The following is a 20,244-nucleotide window of genomic DNA, read 5'->3' as shown; positions in this document are numbered from 1 at the left end:
TGCTGCCCTCACCCCGGTTCCGACAGGGAAGCCAGAACGGTCGTCCCCTTTGAGGTATTACCGGTAATACTCAAACGACGGCCATCCTCAACGGCTGTTATCACGATCTCCAAATCCGGTAGCGGAAACATGCCGGCACCGCGTTCGGGCCACTCCACAAGACAGCAGCCACCTTCCGCCAGGTAATCACGGATACCGATAAACTCCAATTCCTCGGGATCACCCAGCCGATATAAATCAAAATGATAAACCAATCCACCACAACCCAACTGATAGGGCTCCACCAGTGTATAGGTTGGACTTTTTACCGGCCCCTTGTGACCAAACGCACCAAGAATACCGCGACACAGGGTGGTCTTGCCCGCACCCAGATCACCCTTCAGGAAAATCAGTATCGGTGCGGCTATTGATTCACCAAACCGGCGCCCGAACTCCACCATTGCCTGCTCACCGGAAAGTACCTTGACCACAGTTTGACTCATGGATTCACCAGGCGCCGCAGAGAGCCCAGCAGATCCGTGGCCAGCATACCTCGCTCGCCGTCCACTGCCACTCGATCGGCGGCCTCGGCATGCAGGCACACGGCCAGCGGCAATGCCCTGTCCGGGGGCAACCGTTGGGCGATCAATCCGCCAACAATACCACTCAGGACATCGCCCATGCCGCCACTGGCCATGCCCGGATTGCCGCCGGTACAGACCGCCACCGGCAGCCCGGGGTCAAGGCACACCAGTGACCCGGCCCCTTTCAGGACAACCGGGCATTGAAATGTTTGCTGCAGAGCCCGCACAGCGGCAAACCGATCGGCCTCAACTTCCTCCACAGTGACACCCAGCAGCCTCGCGGCCTCACCCGGGTGAGGGGTGATTATCCAGTTTGAGGGCAAATGGCCTGATGTCAGCCGCCCCTCACTGAGAATATTCAATGCGTCGGCATCCAGAACAACCGGCAACTCCGAGGCCAACACCTGCTGCAATAATTGCTCGGACCAGGGCGATCGTCCAAGGCCAGGGCCTGCGACCAATACGGTGGCACGGGCCAGCAGCGGCCGCAGCTGTTGTCCCGAGGTCACCGCTCGCACCATCACCTCAGGGCAACGCGTCAATAGCGCTGTAACATGTTCAGGTCGGGTAGCAACGCTCACCAGCCCTGCCCCCACCCTTAACGCAGCTTCGGCAGCCATGCTTACCGCGCCACCAAAACCCTGATCGCCGCCAATGACCAGCACATGACCAAAGGCCCCCTTGTGGGCATCGCGTCGACGGGGCGCCAGCCAGGTCGACCTCAGCGTATCCGGCTCCAGGCGATAAGCCGGGGGGGGCTCTGCCGCCAGAATCTGCTCGGAAACACGCAAATCGCTGTAAACCAGCTCTCCACAGAGGGCCGGCCCCCGACCGGTAAAAAGCCCCTGTTTCAGAGCGATAAAAGTGACCGTAAGATTCGCCTCGACAGCAGGGCCGTTGGCAGCGCCCGTATTCGCACATAGACCCGAGGGAACATCCACCGAGACAACCGGCAAACCACTGTGGTTGATTAATCGAATAGCCTGGGCATAGGGCTCGCGAACCCCACCGGAAAACCCGGTGCCCAACAATGCATCCACAACCACACCCGTCGACAGATCCAGGCAATCACTGAACGGAACCATCGGCACACCCGCATCGCGGGCAAACTGAAACGCTGTGCGTGCATCTCCGCGGAGCTTCTCGGGCGAGCACATCGGAATCACCCGAACAGGCAGCTGACCCTCGGCCGCCAATGCCGCCACGATATAGCCGTCACCACCGTTGTTTCCCGCACCACAGAACACCGTCAACGGCATTCCCGGCCAGTGACTGAGAATTTTCCGGAACGCGGCATAACCCGCCCGCTTCATCAATTTGATGCCGGGGGTACCGTTCCGGATGGCAGCCTGATCCAGTTGGCGAGCTTGCTCGGTGGTAAACAATGACACTGGCAAATTCTGGTACATAAAATACCGATTATCCCGAGAATATCTGGCAAAATTATACGTCAACTCACCACGGCCGTTCGACTATGTGCAGTGAAACACCCGAGATCGATTACACACAACTTGCCCTGGACATAAAAGACTGGGGCAGACAGCTCGGTTTTCAGCAAGTGGCGATCACCGACACCGACTTATCGGAAACCGGACACCAGCTGAATGACTGGCTTGCGGCGGGCCACCAGGGAGAGATGCGCTGGATGAGTGAGCACGGTGAAAAGCGCTATCACCCGGAACAGTTACTTCCCGGCACGCTTCGTGTGATCACGGTCAGAATGGACTACCTGACCGATAACAGCAATATGATCGCGACGCTGAAAGATGAGAGCAAAGCCTACATCTCCCGATACGCGCTGGGTCGCGACTACCACAAACTGATCCGCAATCGACTGACAACCCTCAGCAAAGAGATCGAGAAAGCGGTGCCGGGAACCGTGGTACAACGCCCCTTTGTCGATAGTGCGCCGGTCATGGAAAAACCCCTCGCCGTGAAAGCCGGGCTGGGCTGGATGGGCAAACACACTCTGGTGATCAACAGCCAGGCCGGCTCCTGGTTTTTTCTTGGGGAAATCTATACCAGCCTGCCGCTACCGGTGGATCAACCCAGCGAGACAGATCAATGCGGGGAGTGCCAGGCCTGCCTGAAAGTCTGTCCGACCGATGCATTTCCGGCACCCTATGTACTGGATGCGCGACGCTGTATCTCCTACCTCACCATAGAGCAGAAAGGCAGCATTCCGGAGGAGTTTCGCGAACCGATGGGCAACCGGGTATTCGGCTGTGACGACTGTCAGGCCGTCTGCCCCTGGAATAAGGCAGCATCCTTGAGTGACGAGAAAGATTTCATCCCCCGACACAATCTGGACAATCGCGAACTCGCCGAACTGTTTTTGTGGAGTGAACAGGAGTTTCTCAAGAAGACCGAAGGGTCACCCATCAGGCGTGTAGGTTATCAGGGCTGGCTCAGGAACCTGGCCGTTGGCCTTGGCAACGCCCCCACCTCGGAGACAGTGGTCAGCGCCCTGCGAAGCCGCAAGTCACATGCCTCCCCTTTGGTGAGAGAACATGTGGAATGGGCTTTGGAACAACATCGGCAACAGAAAAGGCGCAAACGAAAAATTACCAATACCCTCAATCGCTAGAATCGGCATCTGAATGAGATACCAGACCTTCCCCCATGACAGAAGGTGTATTATTCCGCCTGCGGCTCCATGATAAAAAAAACATCCCGGTAGTAGGTTAGCTCGGCAATGGAATCCTTGATGTCTGCCATGGCAAGATGTGAGCTCTGTTTATTGAAGCCTTTCATCAACTCAGGTCGCCAGCGCCGGATAATTTCCTTCACACTGCTGACATCCAGATTGCGATAGTGGAAAAAAGCCTCCAGCGACGGCATCTGTCTCGCCAGAAAACGGCGATCCTGACAGATAGAGTTGCCACACATCGGCGATTGCCGCTCATCCACAAACTGTTTCAAAAAGGCAATGGTCGCCTGCTCCGCCTCTGCCAGCGTCGTTGTACTGTTGCGCACCCGTTCTACCAGACCCGATTGGCCATGCTGGCGTGTATTCCATTCATCCATTCCCGCCAGCATGGCTTCCGGTTGATGAATGGCCATCACCGGGCCCTCTGCCAGAACATTCAGGTCCTTGTCGGTAACGAGCGTAGCGATCTCGATAATCGCGTCTCTCTCGGTATCAAGTCCCGTCATTTCCAGATCTATCCAGATCAGATTGAGGGGGTGTCTGGCTGTAGTCATATCATTCATTAGGCTTTTCTTTTGCTATGCGGATTATATTGTCAAGATGCACGAGACGCTCCTCGCTGCGGCTGATTTCGGCATTGAGCTGGTTCGCTTCCGATTCACCCGAGCCCGGGAGCTGCCCCTTCAGCGTCTTGATCCTTTCTGTTGTCTCCTGAATTTCATGCTCCAGGGTTCCGATCTTCTCTGCGCGATCGGCTTTGTCAAAAATAATGGCTTCCGGTGTCGTCTCAGGTGGTTCAACGGAGACGGTCCGTTTGGCAGGCGCCATAAACCTTTCGCCGTTATTGAACTGACGCTGATTCATGAATGCCGGGGATACAATCTCGACACCGGCGCTGTGAAGTTTATCCAACACCTCGCGACGCAATCTGCTTCGCACCGTCAACAGGTGCTTTACCTCTGCATAGTAACCGGAAATTCGATAGCTGACGGCAAAGTCGCCAAGTGCCCGAATCTGCATAAACGGTTCCTCCAGCTCTGCTGCCAGCGCCGCTTCTTTGAGCAGGGGCTCAATTTTATAATGGGGAATATCGTAGCCCAGCGACAGATCACAGGAAATGATGGTACCAGAAGAACGAATGACAATGACCGGGTTCGCCGCCAGAAACAGGTTTGGCAAAGTAATCAAGTCACGGTCTTCGGACTGTATTTCGGTATGAAACAAGCCCCGCTCAGTGACGCGGCCAAAATGCTCGCCGGCGCGAATAAAGTCGCCGTGATGAAAGCTTTTTACTGCCCTGAGCATCAATCCGGCCATGGCATTGGCGACAAAGGTGGTCGATGAGATGGCCACCACAACGGACAACAGCAGCCCCAGCAGGCTCAACAGATCACCGCGAGTGGATTCACTCACGGGTAACACCAGGATAATAATCACCAGTGCCAGCGCCGTCAGCGCCAACATGGTTACCTGACCGGGAAGCTTCGACTCAGTGGACAAACCCGCGCGACGCAACAGTAGCCAGTTGGCGAGCCACAGTCCCAATATTACGACAACCAAGACCACCAGCAACGGGATAAAACCCGCCAGTGACTGGTAAATTTCCTGAAAATCAATCATCTCTGGTGCCTGTCCCCGGTTGAACATATGCTATATCCTCCCGGGCAACTAAGCCAGCCACTGCGGCTATCCGGGCAGGAAAAGGAGAAGTATTGTCCAAGCGTCATTTAACCAAACAACAGCGCCGCCGAATATTGGAAAACCAGCGTCGAGCACAGTCGTCCACTGACAGACCGGATTCACCGGAAAGTCAGACAACTACGGATGGCCTTGGTCCAGAACAAACCGGCAGAATTACTGCGTGTTATGGCAACCGGGTATTAGTGGAATCCGACGAGCACAAAGGTGAAGTACACCGCTGTTATTTGCGCGCCAATCTGCCCTCCATTGTCACCGGAGACCGGGTCACCTGGCAGGACGGATCATCCAATGGCGTGGTGGTGGCCATCAGCCCCCGCAGCTCCGAACTTTGTCGACCCGACAACCGCGGCAAATTGCGACCGGTTGCAGCCAATATCGACTGCATTGCTGTTGTCATCGCCCCCTTTCCTGAACCCCATGCCAACCTGATAGATCGTTACCTGGTCGCTGCTGAACGCCAGGGTATTCAACCCATCCTGATTCTGAACAAAATTGACCTGATTGCCGAGGATCAGCACGAAACGCTGGTCAGCCTGATGGATGATTACAGAAAGCTGGGGTATGACTGCCTGCTGGTATCGGCTTATACCGGAAGCGGTATTGACGAACTCACAGACTATTTGAGCACCCGCACCAGTGTCTTTGTCGGGCAATCGGGCGTGGGCAAATCTTCATTGCTGAACAGAATCGCCCCTGAAGCAGAAGCGGCGGTGGGAGCGCTATCGCAGAGCGCAGCAAAAGGGACACACACCACGACGACAGCACAACTCTTCCATCTACCGGGTGGTGGCGAGGTGATCGACTCACCGGGTATCCGCGAATTCGGACTCTGGCACCTTGAACCGGGTGCCATCGCGGAGGGGTTTGTGGAGTTCAGGGCTTTCCTCGGCCACTGTCGATTCCGCGACTGTCGGCATCAGGGAGAACCCGGTTGCGCCCTGCGCCAGGCCATTGCCTCCGGCAGCATTAGCGCAACTCGCTTCAGTAGCTACCAGCAAATTGTACAGAGTCTGGAGTCGGACCAGCAGTAAAGTCGTGGGTTTTTTGATGTTACAATCGCGCCTCGCGTGAATGGGAGTAATTATGTCTGAGCTACCTAAGTTACTGGAACCAGAGTCACTGGTTGAACTGCTTGAGCGACCTGACATCCTGCTGATTGATGTTTGCAAGGATGAAATTTACAGCCGGAGACATATCCCCGGTGCTGTGCACGTGTCGACCAAAGAGCTGATGAATGGCGGTCAACCATGGCCCAACAAATTGCCCGCCCCCGAGCAATTGGATGCACTGTTCAGTCGAATCGGCCTGACGGCCGACAAACATGTGGTGGTATACGATGATGAAGGGGGTGGCTGGGCAGGCCGGTTGATATGGACACTGGATGTTATCGGTCATCAAAACTGGTCGTACCTCAACGGCGGACTCATTGCCTGGTACGCCGAGGGCTTTCCCTCCACCGATGAAGTTCCGCCACCCGAAGTGGTCGAATTCGAGGTGACTGTTGATCGGGCAGCGATTGTCAGCGCCGAGGATATCATGGCGCTGGATGCTACCGACGATGTACAAATCTGGGACGCCCGCAGCATTGAGGAATATACGGGAGAAAAAGTAATGGCCGAGAAGGGTGGCCATATTCCCGGCGCTATTCATTGCGAGTGGACCAGCCTAATGGATCGTGAGCGCAATATGCGGCTCCGGCAGGATGCCCTCGCATACCTGGCCACAGTGGGTATCTCTCCCGATAAACCCACCATCACCCACTGCCAGTCACATCACCGTTCAGGCTTTACCTATCTAGTAGGCCGCCTGCTGGGTTTCAGTAATATTCGCGCCTACGATGGCTCCTGGTGGGAGTGGGGAAATCGATCCGACACACCCGTGGAGCAGGGGCGGTGAGTGATTTTCTTGCCGAGTGGTTTGTTGCCCTGCAACGGCTGACCCCACAACACCAGCTGTCCCGGCTGGTGTCAAAACTGGCCGAGAGCACCCACCCCCGGACAAAAAACCTGCTTATCCGACAATTCATCAAAACCTATCACGTGAATATGGATGAAGCGGTAGGTAGTTCCGACAATGACTACGCCAGTTTCAATGACTTCTTCACGCGCTCACTGAAACCCGAGTCGCGCCCAATTGACAACACACCGGGGAGTATCGTTTCACCGGCGGATGGCACTATCAGTCAGCTGGGGGCTATCACGCAGGGGCGTATTTTTCAGGCAAAGGGCAGGCATTTTTCAGTAGACGCGTTATTAGGTGAACACAGCCCCCGGAGCGAACAATTCCTGAATGGGCAGTTTGCAACCATTTACCTGTCTCCCCGAGATTACCACCGGGTACACATGCCCATTAGCGGATCACTGGAGTATTGCCGCTACATCCCCGGCAAACTGTTTTCTGTCAATACAACCACAACCCGGCATATCGATGGCCTTTTTGCCCGAAATGAACGCCTGGTAAGTTTTTTCAATACAGAAACAGGTCGTTGCGCCGTTGTCATGGTAGGCGCCATGCTGGTAGCAGGCATTGAGACTGTCTGGGGAAATTACCCCCCGGGAAAGCTGAAAACAGAACAGTTTTCGGATGGCCAATTCGCTCTCAAAAAAGGGGAGGAAATGGGCCGATTCAAATTTGGCTCAACCGTTATTCTATTATTTGAAGAAAATTCAGTGGCCTGGGAGGCAATCTGCAGCCCGGGAACCGCCGTTCAAATGGGGAAAAAAATGGGCCAGCACTAAGCCGGCCCAAATCGAATCCCGCAATCCATCAGAGACGAAACCGATCCCGAAGCGTGGCATATAACCCACCCTGGCGAGCTGGCGTTTCAATTTCAGGATTATCAGAAACAACCGATTCCATTACCCGTTGCGCATTTTTCATAAAAATGCCACTGACAGCGGCGATGTCCACATCGTAACCGGACAAATCGAGATCTCTTGCAATAGCCAGCTTGGAAACGGATTTTGCTTTTGACTGGCCACTTTTCTCCAGAATTCTCCGCGATAAACCCTCATCCTTGAGATCAACCAGAATATAGGCACCTGAAGCCTGTGCTTTTTTCTGATCCAACACCGCAACCTTCGGTGTCAAACGGGATTCCGCGTGTTGTTCCACAACAATACCGACATCTCCGGTCGTCAACTCCACCAGCGTACCCGTGGGGTAAAGACCGATCGACTGGATAAACTGCACCACCAGGTCATCCTGAAACTTTTTATCCCGCAGGTTATAGAGCAGGCTCACCGCCCGGGATGGCGCCACCGGCTCCTCGGCTTCGCGGGGATTTGAAATGGCATCGTAGGTTGTCGCGATACCGGCAATTCTGGCCAACAGAGGAATTTTCCCACCCTGCAACCCCTCGGGAAACCCACTGCCATCGTGACGCTCGCAGTGGAAACGCACCACAGACACAACGCGCGGTTCAACATTGCTGCTGCGCAACATCTCTACACCGTAGTCGACAAACTTTTGGTATTCAGTGACTTCTTCAGGCGTACGTTTTCTTTTCCGCAGCAATCCGTTGGGCAATTTAATTTTGCCGATATCCTTCAACAGGGTACCGAGGCAAAGTACTGACATTTCCTCTTTTGGCATACCGACAAAGCGGGCGAACTGCACTGCCCACAAGGCTGAACGCATGCTGTGGTCATGACTGTGCTGGTCTTTGAGACGAAGCCGCAGCAGCCAGGTAAAGGCATCGGGACACCTGACAACACTGTTGACCATGTCACCAACGGAATCTTTCAACCCCTGGTAATCAAAGTCCCGGCCTTTGGCGATTTGTTTTACGGCCAGGGCAAAATGGCCTCGGAGTTGCATCAACCCCTTTTCGGCGTACTGCACCTCCTCGGAAAGAGGTACAACCCGGCTATATACACCACGCTTGACGTCAATTGGAGAGGTTTCGACGGCCATGCCAGCCACCCTGGTGGATAAAGCGGGGGAAGTCCTGGGGCCGACTTTTGATGGTTGCTGAATGGTAACTACCGGACTTGAGCCTTTGGTCACATCAATATACACGTATTCACAGTAGTTGCGCAGAGCACTAATCTCCTTGGGACTTTTAACAAGGAGGCCTTGAATAGGAAAGGGTGTCTGACTCCAGGGACGATCAAGACAAGAGACATACATCCCCATCGTGATGTCTGCGACACTGACCTTGACCTGCTTGATGCTCATACTGATGCACGCTCAAGTTTATAAATTTAAATGAAGCCTTATTGTCATACGGCCTTTACACAAGGCAAATTTCATCCTTAAGAGTATTCTGATACGGATCAATAGCAACCGGGAATGCACGGTCGGTCTAATTATGAGATGACTGGTTAGCTTATTTAGATTTATTTGTGGTAATTCACTGAACAACTGTGAACTGCGTCAATAAAAATTCCAGCCTTCTCAGGACTGATGTCTGGCGTGATGCCATGACCAAGATTGAATATATGACCTTCGCCACTGCCGAACTGTTTGAGGATACCGGCAACCTCCTGACGAATTCTTTCAGGTGAAGCACGAAGTGTCGCCGGATCCATATTTCCCTGCAGCGCCACCCTGTCCCCTATGCGCTGGCGAGCGTGGCCAATATGTGTCGTCCAGTCCAATCCGACCGCATGACAGCCAGAATCCGCAATGGCTTCAAGCCACTGTCCTCCACCTTTGGTAAAGAGAATCACCGGTACCTCTCGACCCTCGCTGTGTTTGGTCAGACCGGCAACAATCCTGGTCATGTAATTGAGCGAAAATTCCTGATAGGCACTATGGGAGAGCGCACCGCCCCAGGTATCAAAAATCTGTACCGCCTGTGCGCCAGCATCTATCTGTGCGTTGAGATAGGCGATCACCGACTCTGCCAGCTTTTCAAGTAGTTGGTGGAGCAACCGCGGCTGGTCATAGAGCATGGTTTTGCTGCGGGCAAAATCGCGACTGCTCCCGCCCTCAATCATGTACGTTGCCAGGGTCCAGGGGCTTCCGGAAAACCCGATCAAAGGCACCCGGCCATTGAGCTCACGACGGATGGTGGACACGGCATCCAGCACATAGGGAAGATCGCTGGCCGGATCAATCACCTGGAGACTAGCGATATCCGCCTCAGTCCTGACCGGTTTTCTGAAACGTGGCCCCTCTCCGGCCTCGAAATAAAGGCCCAGCCCCATGGCATCCGGGATAGTGAGGATATCCGAGAACAGAATTGCCGCATCTAACGGGTAGCGCTCAAGAGGCTGGAGGGTGACCTCGCAGGCCAACTCAGGATTGGTACAGACAGCCATAAAATCCCCGGCTGCGGAACGGGTCTGGCGGTATTCTGGCAAATACCGGCCCGCCTGACGCATCATCCATACCGGGGTTACGTCAACAGGTTGGCGCAACAGAGCCCGAAGAAAACGATCATTTTTTAGTAATGCCATAGGTTTGGAGCCTTGTGGTCAAACTTGCAGGTAATCCAGAATACCTTCACCTGCCTGGCGCCCCTCCCAAATTGCGGTCACCACCAGGTCCGAGCCACGCACCATGTCACCCCCGGCAAAAATCTTTGGATTGCTGGTCTGAAACTTGAAGCACTGATCTTCTGGCGCTATGACGCCCTGCCAGTCATTGAGCTGAACGTTTTTCTCGCCAATCCAGGGGGCGGGATCAGGCTGAAAACCAAACGCAATCAGGATGACATCTGCCGGCAGGATTTCTTCACTTCCTGCAACAGCTCTGGGTCGACGGCGACCTTGTTCGTCCGGCTCACCCAGCTCTGTCGTGACCACTTTAACGCCTTCTACACGGCCATTGCCAACGATCTCAACCGGTTGGCGGTTAAACAGGAACTGCACACCTTCTTCCTGGGCATTTTTCACTTCACGACGGGAACCCGGCATGTTCTCCTGATCTCGCCGATAGGCGCACACCACCGAGGTCGCACCCTGGCGAATGGATGTTCTATTGCAATCCATGGCTGTGTCACCACCGCCCAGCACTACCACTCGCTGCCCGGCAACACTAATAAAATCGTCGGGGTTCTTTTCCCAACCCATGTTGCGATTGACATTGGCCACCAGAAAAGGAAGCGCATCGTAAACGCCCGGCAGGTCTTCTCCCGGGAAACCGCCTTTCATGTATTTATAGGTGCCCATGCCGAGGAAAATGGCATCGTACTCTTCCAGCAACTGATCGATGGTCACATCGACACCAATTTCAGTGTTGAGTCTGAATTCCACACCCATATCTTCAAGGATGACACGGCGATTTTGCATCACCGACTTCTCGAGCTTGAACTCAGGTATACCGAAAGTCAGCAAGCCACCAATTTCCGGATAGCGGTCAAATACCACCGGTCGAACACCGCCCCGCACCAGAATGTCGGCACAACCGAGACCCGCCGGTCCAGCCCCGATGATAGCCACCCGCTTGTCGGTCCATGTCACATTGGACATATCCGGACGCCAACCCATGGCAAAAGCGGTGTCGGTAATGTATTTCTCTGCACTGCCAATGGTGACAGCACCAAAGTCGTCATTCAGGGTGCAGGCACCTTCGCAAAGCCGGTCCTGAGGACAAACCCGGCCACAGACCTCGGGGAGTGTATTGGTCTGATGACAGAGCTCCGCTGCTTCAAGAATATTGCCGTCAGATAATAGCTTTAGCCAGTTGGGGATATAATTGTGAACCGGGCACTTCCACTCACAGTAGGGATTACCGCAATCCAGACAGCGATGCGCCTGACTGGCGGCCTCCTTTTGTTCGAATGGCTCGTAAATTTCGACAAATTCACGGGTGCGACTGAGCAATCCCTTTTTTCCGGGCTCTTCTCTGCTTACCTGCACAAACTGGAAATTGTTGTTCAATCTTTGCGTCATAAGTGGAAACCTTTACTCAACAACAGCCTTATTGGGGTGCAGCACGAGTGTGTTCAAGCAAGCTTTGCAGACTCGCAGCCTTGGGCTTGACCAGCCAGAATTTATTGAGGAAGCTCTCCAGGTTTTCGAGGACCTGTTGACCCCAGGCGCTACCGGTTTCTTCCACAAAGTCCTTGATCAGACTTTCCAGGTTATGGCGGTAGGCCTCGGTGGCCTCACTGGTAATGCGCTGAATATCGACCAGCTCCATATTGTAGCGGTCGACAAAAGTTCGCTCTTCATCCAGTACATAGGCAAAACCACCGGTCATGCCTGCACCGAAATTCGGACCGGTATTGCCAAGCACCACGACTACGCCACCTGTCATATACTCACAGCAATGGTGCCCAGCACCCTCGACCACCGCGATACAACCCGAGTTACGCACCGCAAAACGCTCGCCTGCACGGCCGGCGGCGTATAACTTTCCACCGGTGGCACCATACAGGCAGGTATTGCCTATAATCGGTGCCTGATTTGAAGAAAATTTACTGGCTTCTGGTGGCGCAATGACAATTTTCCCACCGGCCATACCCTTACCGACGTAATCGTTGGCATCCCCCCGCAAATAAATATCCAGTCCACCGGCGTTCCAGACACCCAGTGATTGACCGGCGACGCCTTGAAGGTTCAGTTTCACCGGCGCGTCGGCCATCCCCTGATTACCGTGGCGCTTGGCTATCTCCCCGGACAAACGCGCACCGATGGAACGATCACAGTTGCTGACGGAGTAGTGGTACTCCCCGCCCGACTTTGCCTCGATTGCGGGGAGGATATCCTCGACCATACGCTCTGCCAGATACCCCTTGTCAAATGGCGTGTTTCTTGGCACCTGGCAGGTTTGCGGTTTGCTTTGCAACAGTTCATCAGTATAGATGATGGGTGACAGATCGAGCTTTTTCTGTTTTTCCGTCACGCCGGGTAATACTTCCAGCAAATCCACCCGTCCCACGAGCTCCTCAAGACTCCTGACCCCGAGACGTGACATCCACTCGCGGGTTTCTTCTGCCATGAAACGGAAGAAATTGCGCGCCATTTCCACGGTACCCAGGTAATACTGTTCCCGGAGTGTCTTGTCCTGAGTGGCAACGCCCGTTGCACAATTATTGAGATGGCAAATACGCAGGTACTTGCAGCCCAGGGCGATCATCGGGGCCGTGCCAAAACCAAAGCTCTCGGCACCGAGAATGGCCGCCTTGACAACATCCAGCCCGGTTTTCAAACCACCGTCAGTTTGCACACGCACTTTCCCTCTCAGATCGTTGGCTCGCAACATCTGGTGGGTTTCCGACAAACCGAGCTCCCATGGAGAGCCCGCGTAACGAATGGAGGTTAAGGGGCTGGCCGCAGTGCCACCGTCATACCCCGATATGGTGATCAGGTCTGCATAGGCTTTCGCCACACCTGCAGCAATCGTTCCCACACCCGGCCTCGATACCAATTTTACGGATACCAGAGCGGTCGGATTAACCTGCTTCAGATCAAAAATCAGCTGGGCCAGATCCTCAATAGAATAGATATCATGATGCGGGGGCGGTGAAATCAGTGTCACACCGGGAACCGAATAGCGCAGCCGGGCAATTAATTCATTGACCTTGCCACCCGGTAATTGACCACCCTCACCCGGCTTTGCGCCCTGGGCAATCTTGATCTGGATGACTTCCGCACTGGACAAATAATGCGGTGTCACACCAAATCGACCCGAGGCAACCTGTTTGATCTTGGAGACCTTGTTCGTACCAAAGCGCACCGAGTCCTCACCGCCCTCACCAGAGTTGGAGCGTCCGCCCAGGGTATTCATGGCCTCGGCAAGGGCTTCATGTGCCTCCGGTGATAGTGCGCCCAACGACATGCCCGCCGAATCAAAGCGTTTGATGATTTTTTCGATCGGCTCAATCTCCGCCATGGGCATAGGCACGATGTCATCACGCAACTTCAGCAGATCCCGCAGCGTTGCTATCGGGCGCTGATTAACCAGCGCGGCATAGTCGTGCCAGGCCGCATAATCATTATTTTGCACAGAGCGATGCAGCGCCTGGACCACGTCGGGATTGAACGCGTGATATTCCTGGCCGTGAACATATTTCAGGAGACCGCCGGGATTAACGGGTTTGCGATCACTCCATGCTTCCCGGGCCAATCGCTGCTGATCCTGCTGCAGGTCTTCGAACCCGGCGCCCTGAATACGGCTCGGGGTATCAGTGAAACAGAGGTCGACCACTTCAGATGACAGGCCCACGATCTCAAACAGTTGGGAGCCCCGATAGGATGCAATCGTGGAAATACCCATTTTGGAAAGTATTTTCAACAGGCCCTTGTTAATCGCCTTGCGATAATTCTTAAAGGCAACATCAAGATCACTGAGCAGTTCACCGGATTGCACCAGATCACACAGGATGTGGTAACTCAGATAGGGATAGACCGCCGAAGCCCCATAGCCGATCAGCGCAGCAATCTGATGCGCATCCCGCGCCGAGGCCGTGCTGGCGATGATGTTTGCGTTGCAGCGCTCCCCCACAGCAATCAGGTGATGGTGGACGGCGCCTACCGCCATCAACATGGGCATGGGCAGTTGCCCGGGAACAATGTCGGAGTCCGATAAAATACAACAGCCAATACCCGAGCGAACCGCATCTTCAACCTCAAGACACAAGCGTTTGACCGCCTGCTCCAAATCGGTTTGTTCGGGATCGTAATTAATTCCGAATTTTTGAACCGGGTAGTCCGCGATATTGATATTCTTCAGCGCGTAATATTTGCGTGGCGACAGCACGGGACTGTTAAGGTTTACCCGGTGACCGTGTTCCTCGGTTTCCGTAAACAGGCAGTGTTCACGGCCGAGATGGGTCTGCAAAGACATCACCAGCGATTCGCGCAGAGGATCGATCGGCGGATTGGTGACCTGGGCGAACTGTTGCCGAAAGTAATCGTAAAGCGTGCGGTTTTTACTCGACAACACCGCCATCGGCGTATCGTCACCCATCGAACCTACCGCTTCCTGGCCGCCTTCCGCCATCGGCCTGAGTACCTGATCACGTTCCTCGCGAGAGGCGAGAAACATTTTCATGTATTTATAAATTTCTTCGCGGGTCAGCGCGCCTTCCACTTCGATGGAATCCTGATCCATCGTCGACATGACTTTGACACTGCCATCCCTCAACCACTGTTGGTAAGGATTACCGGAGGCCAGCTGGCGATCCACTTCTTCTGAATCGATAATAGCGCCGGTCAATGTGTCAATCGAGAGGATATCACCCGGGCCGAGCTTACCCTTGGCAACAACACTCTCCGGACTGTAGTTGTAAACACCCACTTCGGAGGCAACAGTGATGACATCGTCATCCGTCAATACCCAGCGGGAAGGGCGCAGGCCATTTCTGTCGAGTGTACAGACAGCATAACGACCATCGGTGATCACCAGGCCAGCCGGACCATCCCAGGGCTCCATGTGCATGGAAACGTATTCGAAGTAAGCTCTCTCATTGGGGCCAAAATCCTGGGTATTGTTCCAGGCAGGTGGAACCAGCAGTCTGATGGCCTTATGCAAATCCATACCACCAGCGACTAACACCTCGAGCATGTTGTCCAGACTGGAGGAATCCGAACCGGTACGATTGACCAGTGGGCTGACTTCGCCCAGTTTCGGCAACAGGGCAGTTTCAAATTTGGGTGTGCGCGCTACGGACCAGTTTCTATTGCCGGTAATGGTATTGATTTCTCCATTATGGGCAAGCATCCTGAAAGGTTGCGCCAGGGGCCAGCGGGGCATGGTATTGGTGGAAAACCGCTGGTGAAAGACACAAATGGCTGTCTCGAGCTGGGGGTTTGCCAGATCGGGATAAAACTTTGGCAGATCCACCGGCATCATCAAGCCTTTATAACTGATGACATTGGCGGAAAGACTCGCAATATAAAACGCTTCGTCCTCAACCAGGTTTTTTTCTGCTCGCCGCGTCGCCATGTATAGCGCCGCATTGAGTTGCTGCTCACTCAACTCTCCAGCGGTAACAAAGACTTGCTCGAAAACAGGTAATGTTTCCAACGCGATATCACCGAGGCAGGCATTGTCGGTAGGCACATCGCGCCAACCGACTACCGATAAACCCTCGCCAAGCAACGCTTCAGAAAGCACGTTTTTGGCTCTGTCACGACGGGACGCATCCTGACTGAGCATGATCGCACCAATCGCATAGATCTCTGGCAACTCCACAGAGAAGAGCTCACGAGCAAGCTGCCGCATGAAACGATCGGGCTTTTGTATCAGCAAGCCACAGCCATCGCCGGTCTTGCCATCGGCGGCAATCCCACCACGGTGGGTCATGCAGGTTAATGACTCGATGGCTGTTTCCAGAATACGGTGACTCGCCTGCCCCTTGGTATGGGCAATCAAACCAAAGCCACAGTTATCTTTGAACTCATCTAACCGGTAGAGGCCAGTGGACATAATATAACTCTAGGTAAAATACAAATAAAAACAGCTGGTTACAGCACCAAAAAAGCCCAACCGAGCTTATGGAGGCAAAAGGAGGCACATTTTACACGCCACTAGCGGGCGCCACAAATTTCTGTTGGGTGAAACGTCTTTCAGGGTCGGGAGCTTGGACAGACAAACAGAGCAGTATTTTCTGTCATAACCTGCTTTTCAGCAACTCTCTCAGTAGCTGGTGATCGAAATCAGAGGTGACTATCGCCTGACCTATAGCTTTGAGCAGAACCAGACGAAGGCTCCCGTCCATGACTTTTTTATCCACCGCCATCAAATCGAGAAACCTGTCGGCATTCATTGTATGCGGGGCCCATAGCGGCAGTTGACACCGACCAAGCAGTTCCCTGGCTCGGAGGACATCATCAGAAGGTAACCACCCAAGTAACCTGGATAGCTCAGCCGCCATAACCATTCCGGCAGCGATCGCTTCACCGTGCAGCCAATCCGAGTACGATTGTGCCGTCTCAATGGCGTGCCCGAAAGTGTGGCCAAGGTTAAGTATTGCCCGAATACCCGTCTCCCGCTCATCCTGGCTGACAATCCTTGCCTTGTTTTCACAGGAGCGCATGATTGCAACCGCCAGCGAATCGGGACACTTGCCCATCAACTGCTCCACATTGGTTTCAAGCCAGCAGAAAAAATCCTCATCGGCGATCAAGCCATACTTGACCACTTCGGCGAGGCCGGCATGGAGCTCTCTTTCAGGCAAGGTCTTCAGGGTAGCCGTATCGGCAATCACGCATTCAGGCTGATAAAACGCGCCAATCATGTTTTTTCCCTGCGGGTGATTGACGGCTGTTTTCCCCCCCACAGAAGAATCAACCTGGGCGAGCAGCGTGGTGGGAACCTGAATGAAATTCACACCGCGCTGATAAGTGGCGGCAGCAAAACCGGTCATATCGCCAATAACACCCCCACCGAGAGCAATCAGCGTAGTACTTCTGTTATGCCTTTTCTCCAGCAACCGATCATAGATTTTATTGAGATACTGCAGCGTTTTGTACCGCTCACCATCAGGCAGAATCAGCGTATCGACCTGGTAACGGGACAGACTTTTTTCAATCGGGCCAAGGTATAGGGGAGCAACGGTTTCATTGGTCACGACCAACACCTGCGCACCTTTGATATAGGGTGCGAAAACGTCGCTCGTTTGGAGTAGCCCCTCCCCAATATGTATTGGATAGCTACGATCACCTAGTTCGACAATGAGCTGATTGGCAGCGTCCACGATGTGTCACTCTTTAGCAGTAAAAAAAGGGGGTAGAATTTATCACATCAGCTGTTTAGCTGGCGAATAATCCTTGCGATCTCATCAGCGACGAGTTGGGGTTTTTTTTGCTCGGTAGCAACCACCAAATCGGCTATTTCACGATAGAGGGGGTCGCGTTCGTGAAGCAGGGAATCAATGACAGCGGCGGGATCATCCACCTGAAGTAGTGGCCGATTCCGGTCGTGTGCGGTCCTCTCCAGTAACTGATCCGCCGAGGCCGTCAGATAAACAACGTAACCCCTTTGCTGCAAAAGCGCTCTGTTCTGCTCTTGAAGCACAGCGCCACCTCCCGTCGCAAGGAGGATATCTGTAGATGCTGTAATTTCATCCAACAACTGGCTTTCCCGTTTGCGAAAACCGGTTTCACCCTCGACATCGAATATCCAGGGGATATCGGCACCGCAACGTTTCTCTATCTCGGTATCAAGGTCAATGAATTGAAGTTTCAGCGTCTTTGAAAGGAGTCGGCCAATGGTGGTCTTGCCGGCCCCCATAGGGCCGACAAGGAAGATGTTGTGGGGTTTTGTCATTAATCAAGCAAAGCTTCATTCAGTATTTTGGGAGTGATGAAAATCAGGATCTCACGCTTCTGAATATCATCAATATCATGACGGAACAGGCGACCCAGATAGGGAACATCACCCAGCAGCGGAACCTTCTCCACATTATTGACAGTCTGCATCTGAAACAGCCCGCCAAGTACCAGAGTCTGGCCATCGCCAACAATGGCTTTTGTCTCAACCTGGGTAATATCGATAACAGGCTCTCCGGTAGGCAGGAGGTCACCCACAGAATCCTGTGCCACATTAATATCCATTACGATACGACCATCCGGCGTAATCTGCGGGGTCACTTCAAGCAAGAGTACCGCTTCCTTGAACTGGGTGGAGGTGGCACCACTTGATGTGGCATTCTGATAGGGAATTTCAGTACCGGTTTTTATAGAGGCCTGCTGCTTGTCGCCAGTCAATACCTTTGGCTGCGAGACAATTTCACCCTTGCCCTCGTTTTCCAGCGCGCTGAGCTCCAGGTCAATGAACGTATTGTTGGTCAAAAGCTCCAGCGCAAAGCTGCCATTGGGGTCTTCCACACCAAGATCTACACCCAATCCGGCATCATTCACCAGAATAGAGCCGATACCCGGGGTGCCATCAAAAGCATCAATCGGGTTAACCCCGCCATCAAAACCCTCTAATGAGCCCGAGAAACCGAACTGTGAATTACCCGGGTTGCGCAGGCCCTGCAAGCCCATCCGCGCGCCGATCTCTTTTCTGAAATCGCGGTTGGCGATGACAATTCTTGCCTCGATCAGAACTTGCCTCACCGGGATATCGATTTGGTCAATCAGCCGCTTGAACTCAAGAATCTTGTCTTCTGTATCAGTGAGAATAATCGTGTTGGTGCGGTTATCGACAATCGCGGAACCCCGTTCGGACAGAATACTATCTGTGGCTGTGCGACTTCCGGAACTACCACCACTACTGCCTCCACGAACATCAAATAATTCATAAAGTTCTTTCGCATCGGCATATTTCACACGAATAAATTCAGTCCTGAGTGGCGCCAGTTCCTGAAGTTGCTTATTGGCTTCAACCTGAAGTCGTTCCCGCTCTGCAATTTCAGCCGCCGGGGCGACCATCAGCACGTTGCCCTCCTGTCGCTTGTCCAACCCTTTCGCCTTTAACACAATATCGAGGGCCTGATCCCAGGGAACATTCTCCAAACGCAGGGTGATGCTACCTGACACCGTGTCACTGGCTACCAGATTCAGATCGGTAAAGTCAGCGATCAACTGCAGCACTGATCTGATCTCGATGTCCTGAAAATTCAGCGACAGTTTTTCGCCGACATAGGCGAACTTGGATTTTTTATTTTCCAGCTCTTCTTCCGAGAGCGGTTTCAGGCTAACTATATATTGGTCATCCGTCTGGTAAGCCATGTAATCGTATTCACCAACAGCATCGATCAACACTGTCGAGGTAGAACCATCAAAGCTGGCATCAATTTCTTTTACAGGTGTGGCAAAATCAACCACATCCAGTCGGCGATCGAGTGACTCCGGCAGCATCGTGCGGAAGAAACGCAGTTTGACATCGCCACCAGACTGGGAAATATCAATACTGGTCGCTGGATTTGACAGCTCAATGACCACCAAGCCTTCACCTTCTTCGCCACGGCGGAAATCAATTCCCTCAATACTGTAGGTGGGTGCGCTGGTGCGATCTTCGGTAGCTGCGGCCCCAACAATACTGGTCTTCCTTATTGTACTTCTGGCAACACCATCGCTCGCACCCACCAACAAAACAATGCTGTTTCCATCTACGCGGGTTTCATAGGGCGCCATTTTCAGCATATTCAGAATGACACGGGTACGGTCTGACGTGCCCAACACCACTGCACTTCTGGCATTTTCGAAGGATAGAGCATATTTCTTTTGATCCAGTGCACTGGCTACACTGGGCAAATCCAGAACGATTCTGGCCGGGTTATCTATCGTGTAACCCTCCGGGGCAGGGGGGGTATCAGAGAAGTCCATGCGGACCTCGAAGCGGCCACCTGGCAAAGTTGCAAAGCTGATATCCTCGAGCACCACCTCAGCCAACACCTGTGATGACAGGCCCAAACAGGCCAAATACCCGGCCAGTACCAATATGCTCTTATTCAGATAGCCTTTCATCTCAGTTTCCCCAAAC

General features: G+C 53.6%; 15 protein-coding genes. 4 read left to right on the top strand and 11 right to left on the bottom strand.

Features of this window, described 5'->3' with window-relative positions:
- Positions 1 to 8 precede the first annotated feature (8 nt).
- Both tsaE and QZ516_RS05970 read right to left on the bottom strand, forming a co-directional pair.
- Positions 9 to 482, bottom strand: a complete 474-nt coding sequence (gene tsaE, locus QZ516_RS05975; protein ID WP_297187539.1) for a tRNA (adenosine(37)-N6)-threonylcarbamoyltransferase complex ATPase subunit type 1 TsaE — start codon at positions 480 to 482, stop codon at positions 9 to 11.
- Entirely contained in the window at positions 479 to 1,972 is a 1,494-nt protein-coding gene (locus QZ516_RS05970) for an NAD(P)H-hydrate dehydratase (RefSeq protein ID WP_297187537.1), read from the bottom strand. The genes tsaE and QZ516_RS05970 overlap by 4 nt, the downstream gene beginning before the upstream one ends.
- A gap of 65 nt (positions 1,973 to 2,037) precedes the next feature.
- Here QZ516_RS05970 and queG point away from each other — a divergent pair, with 65 nt between their 5' ends.
- Positions 2,038 to 3,150: a tRNA epoxyqueuosine(34) reductase QueG gene (gene queG / locus QZ516_RS05965; protein ID WP_297187535.1), complete on the top strand. Its 1,113-nt coding sequence runs from the start codon at positions 2,038 to 2,040 to the stop codon at positions 3,148 to 3,150.
- Between the two features lie 50 nt (positions 3,151 to 3,200).
- Here queG and orn read toward each other — a convergent pair whose 3' ends face one another.
- Together orn and QZ516_RS05955 are read right to left on the bottom strand one after the other, a co-directional pair.
- Positions 3,201 to 3,767, bottom strand: a complete 567-nt coding sequence (gene orn / locus QZ516_RS05960; protein ID WP_297187876.1) for an oligoribonuclease — start codon at positions 3,765 to 3,767, stop codon at positions 3,201 to 3,203.
- Between the two features lies 1 nt (position 3,768).
- Entirely contained in the window at positions 3,769 to 4,860 is a 1,092-nt protein-coding gene (locus QZ516_RS05955; RefSeq protein WP_297187534.1) for a mechanosensitive ion channel domain-containing protein, read from the bottom strand.
- Between the two features lie 65 nt (positions 4,861 to 4,925).
- Between QZ516_RS05955 and rsgA the strand changes: the two genes are divergently transcribed.
- Genes rsgA through asd form a run of 3 tightly spaced genes read left to right on the top strand, consistent with a single transcriptional unit; the run spans position 4,926 to position 7,652 of the window.
- Entirely contained in the window at positions 4,926 to 5,945 is a 1,020-nt protein-coding gene (rsgA, locus tag QZ516_RS05950) for a small ribosomal subunit biogenesis GTPase RsgA (RefSeq protein ID WP_297187532.1), read from the top strand.
- Between the two features lie 52 nt (positions 5,946 to 5,997).
- Positions 5,998 to 6,810 carry a rhodanese-like domain-containing protein gene (locus QZ516_RS05945; protein WP_297187529.1) on the top strand — a complete coding sequence of 271 codons (813 nt, stop codon included), beginning with the start codon at positions 5,998 to 6,000 and terminating at the stop codon, positions 6,808 to 6,810.
- On the top strand, positions 6,807 to 7,652 hold the full coding sequence (gene asd, locus QZ516_RS05940) for an archaetidylserine decarboxylase (protein WP_297187527.1): 846 nt from the start codon (positions 6,807 to 6,809) through the stop codon (positions 7,650 to 7,652). The genes QZ516_RS05945 and asd overlap by 4 nt, the downstream gene beginning before the upstream one ends.
- A 28-nt stretch (positions 7,653 to 7,680) precedes the next feature.
- On the opposite strand, the gene QZ516_RS05935 is transcribed toward asd, so the two are convergent.
- The 7 genes from QZ516_RS05935 to QZ516_RS05905 form a co-directional block, all read right to left on the bottom strand.
- Positions 7,681 to 9,093, bottom strand: a complete 1,413-nt coding sequence (locus QZ516_RS05935) for an HD-GYP domain-containing protein (RefSeq protein ID WP_297187525.1) — start codon at positions 9,091 to 9,093, stop codon at positions 7,681 to 7,683.
- Between the two features lie 161 nt (positions 9,094 to 9,254).
- Entirely contained in the window at positions 9,255 to 10,319 is a 1,065-nt protein-coding gene (gene hemE / locus QZ516_RS05930; protein ID WP_297187523.1) for a uroporphyrinogen decarboxylase, read from the bottom strand.
- An 18-nt stretch (positions 10,320 to 10,337) separates the two neighbouring features.
- Complete coding sequence (locus QZ516_RS05925; RefSeq protein WP_297187521.1) at positions 10,338 to 11,756, bottom strand: FAD-dependent oxidoreductase; 1,419 nt, start codon at positions 11,754 to 11,756, stop codon at positions 10,338 to 10,340.
- A 28-nt stretch (positions 11,757 to 11,784) separates the two neighbouring features.
- Positions 11,785 to 16,239, bottom strand: a complete 4,455-nt coding sequence (gene gltB / locus QZ516_RS05920) for a glutamate synthase large subunit (RefSeq protein ID WP_297187518.1) — start codon at positions 16,237 to 16,239, stop codon at positions 11,785 to 11,787.
- A gap of 184 nt (positions 16,240 to 16,423) precedes the next feature.
- The gene (gene aroB / locus QZ516_RS05915) at positions 16,424 to 17,512 is read right to left on the bottom strand and encodes a 3-dehydroquinate synthase (protein WP_297187874.1); all 1,089 of its coding nucleotides are present in this window, start codon (positions 17,510 to 17,512) and stop codon (positions 16,424 to 16,426) included.
- A gap of 44 nt (positions 17,513 to 17,556) precedes the next feature.
- Entirely contained in the window at positions 17,557 to 18,081 is a 525-nt protein-coding gene (aroK, locus tag QZ516_RS05910; RefSeq protein WP_297187516.1) for a shikimate kinase AroK, read from the bottom strand.
- Positions 18,081 to 20,228, bottom strand: coding sequence for a type IV pilus secretin PilQ family protein (locus QZ516_RS05905; protein ID WP_297187514.1), 2,148 nt, complete (start codon positions 20,226 to 20,228; stop codon positions 18,081 to 18,083). Before QZ516_RS05905 ends, aroK begins: the two co-directional genes overlap by 1 nt.
- Between the last annotated feature and the right edge of the window lie 16 nt (positions 20,229 to 20,244).

Source organism: uncultured Porticoccus sp. (genome assembly GCF_913061305.1).
Classification (GTDB): Bacteria; Pseudomonadota; Gammaproteobacteria; order Pseudomonadales; family Porticoccaceae; genus Porticoccus.
The sequence above is the reverse complement of the archived record's forward strand: the minus strand, read 5'-3'. Positions and strand labels throughout refer to the sequence as shown.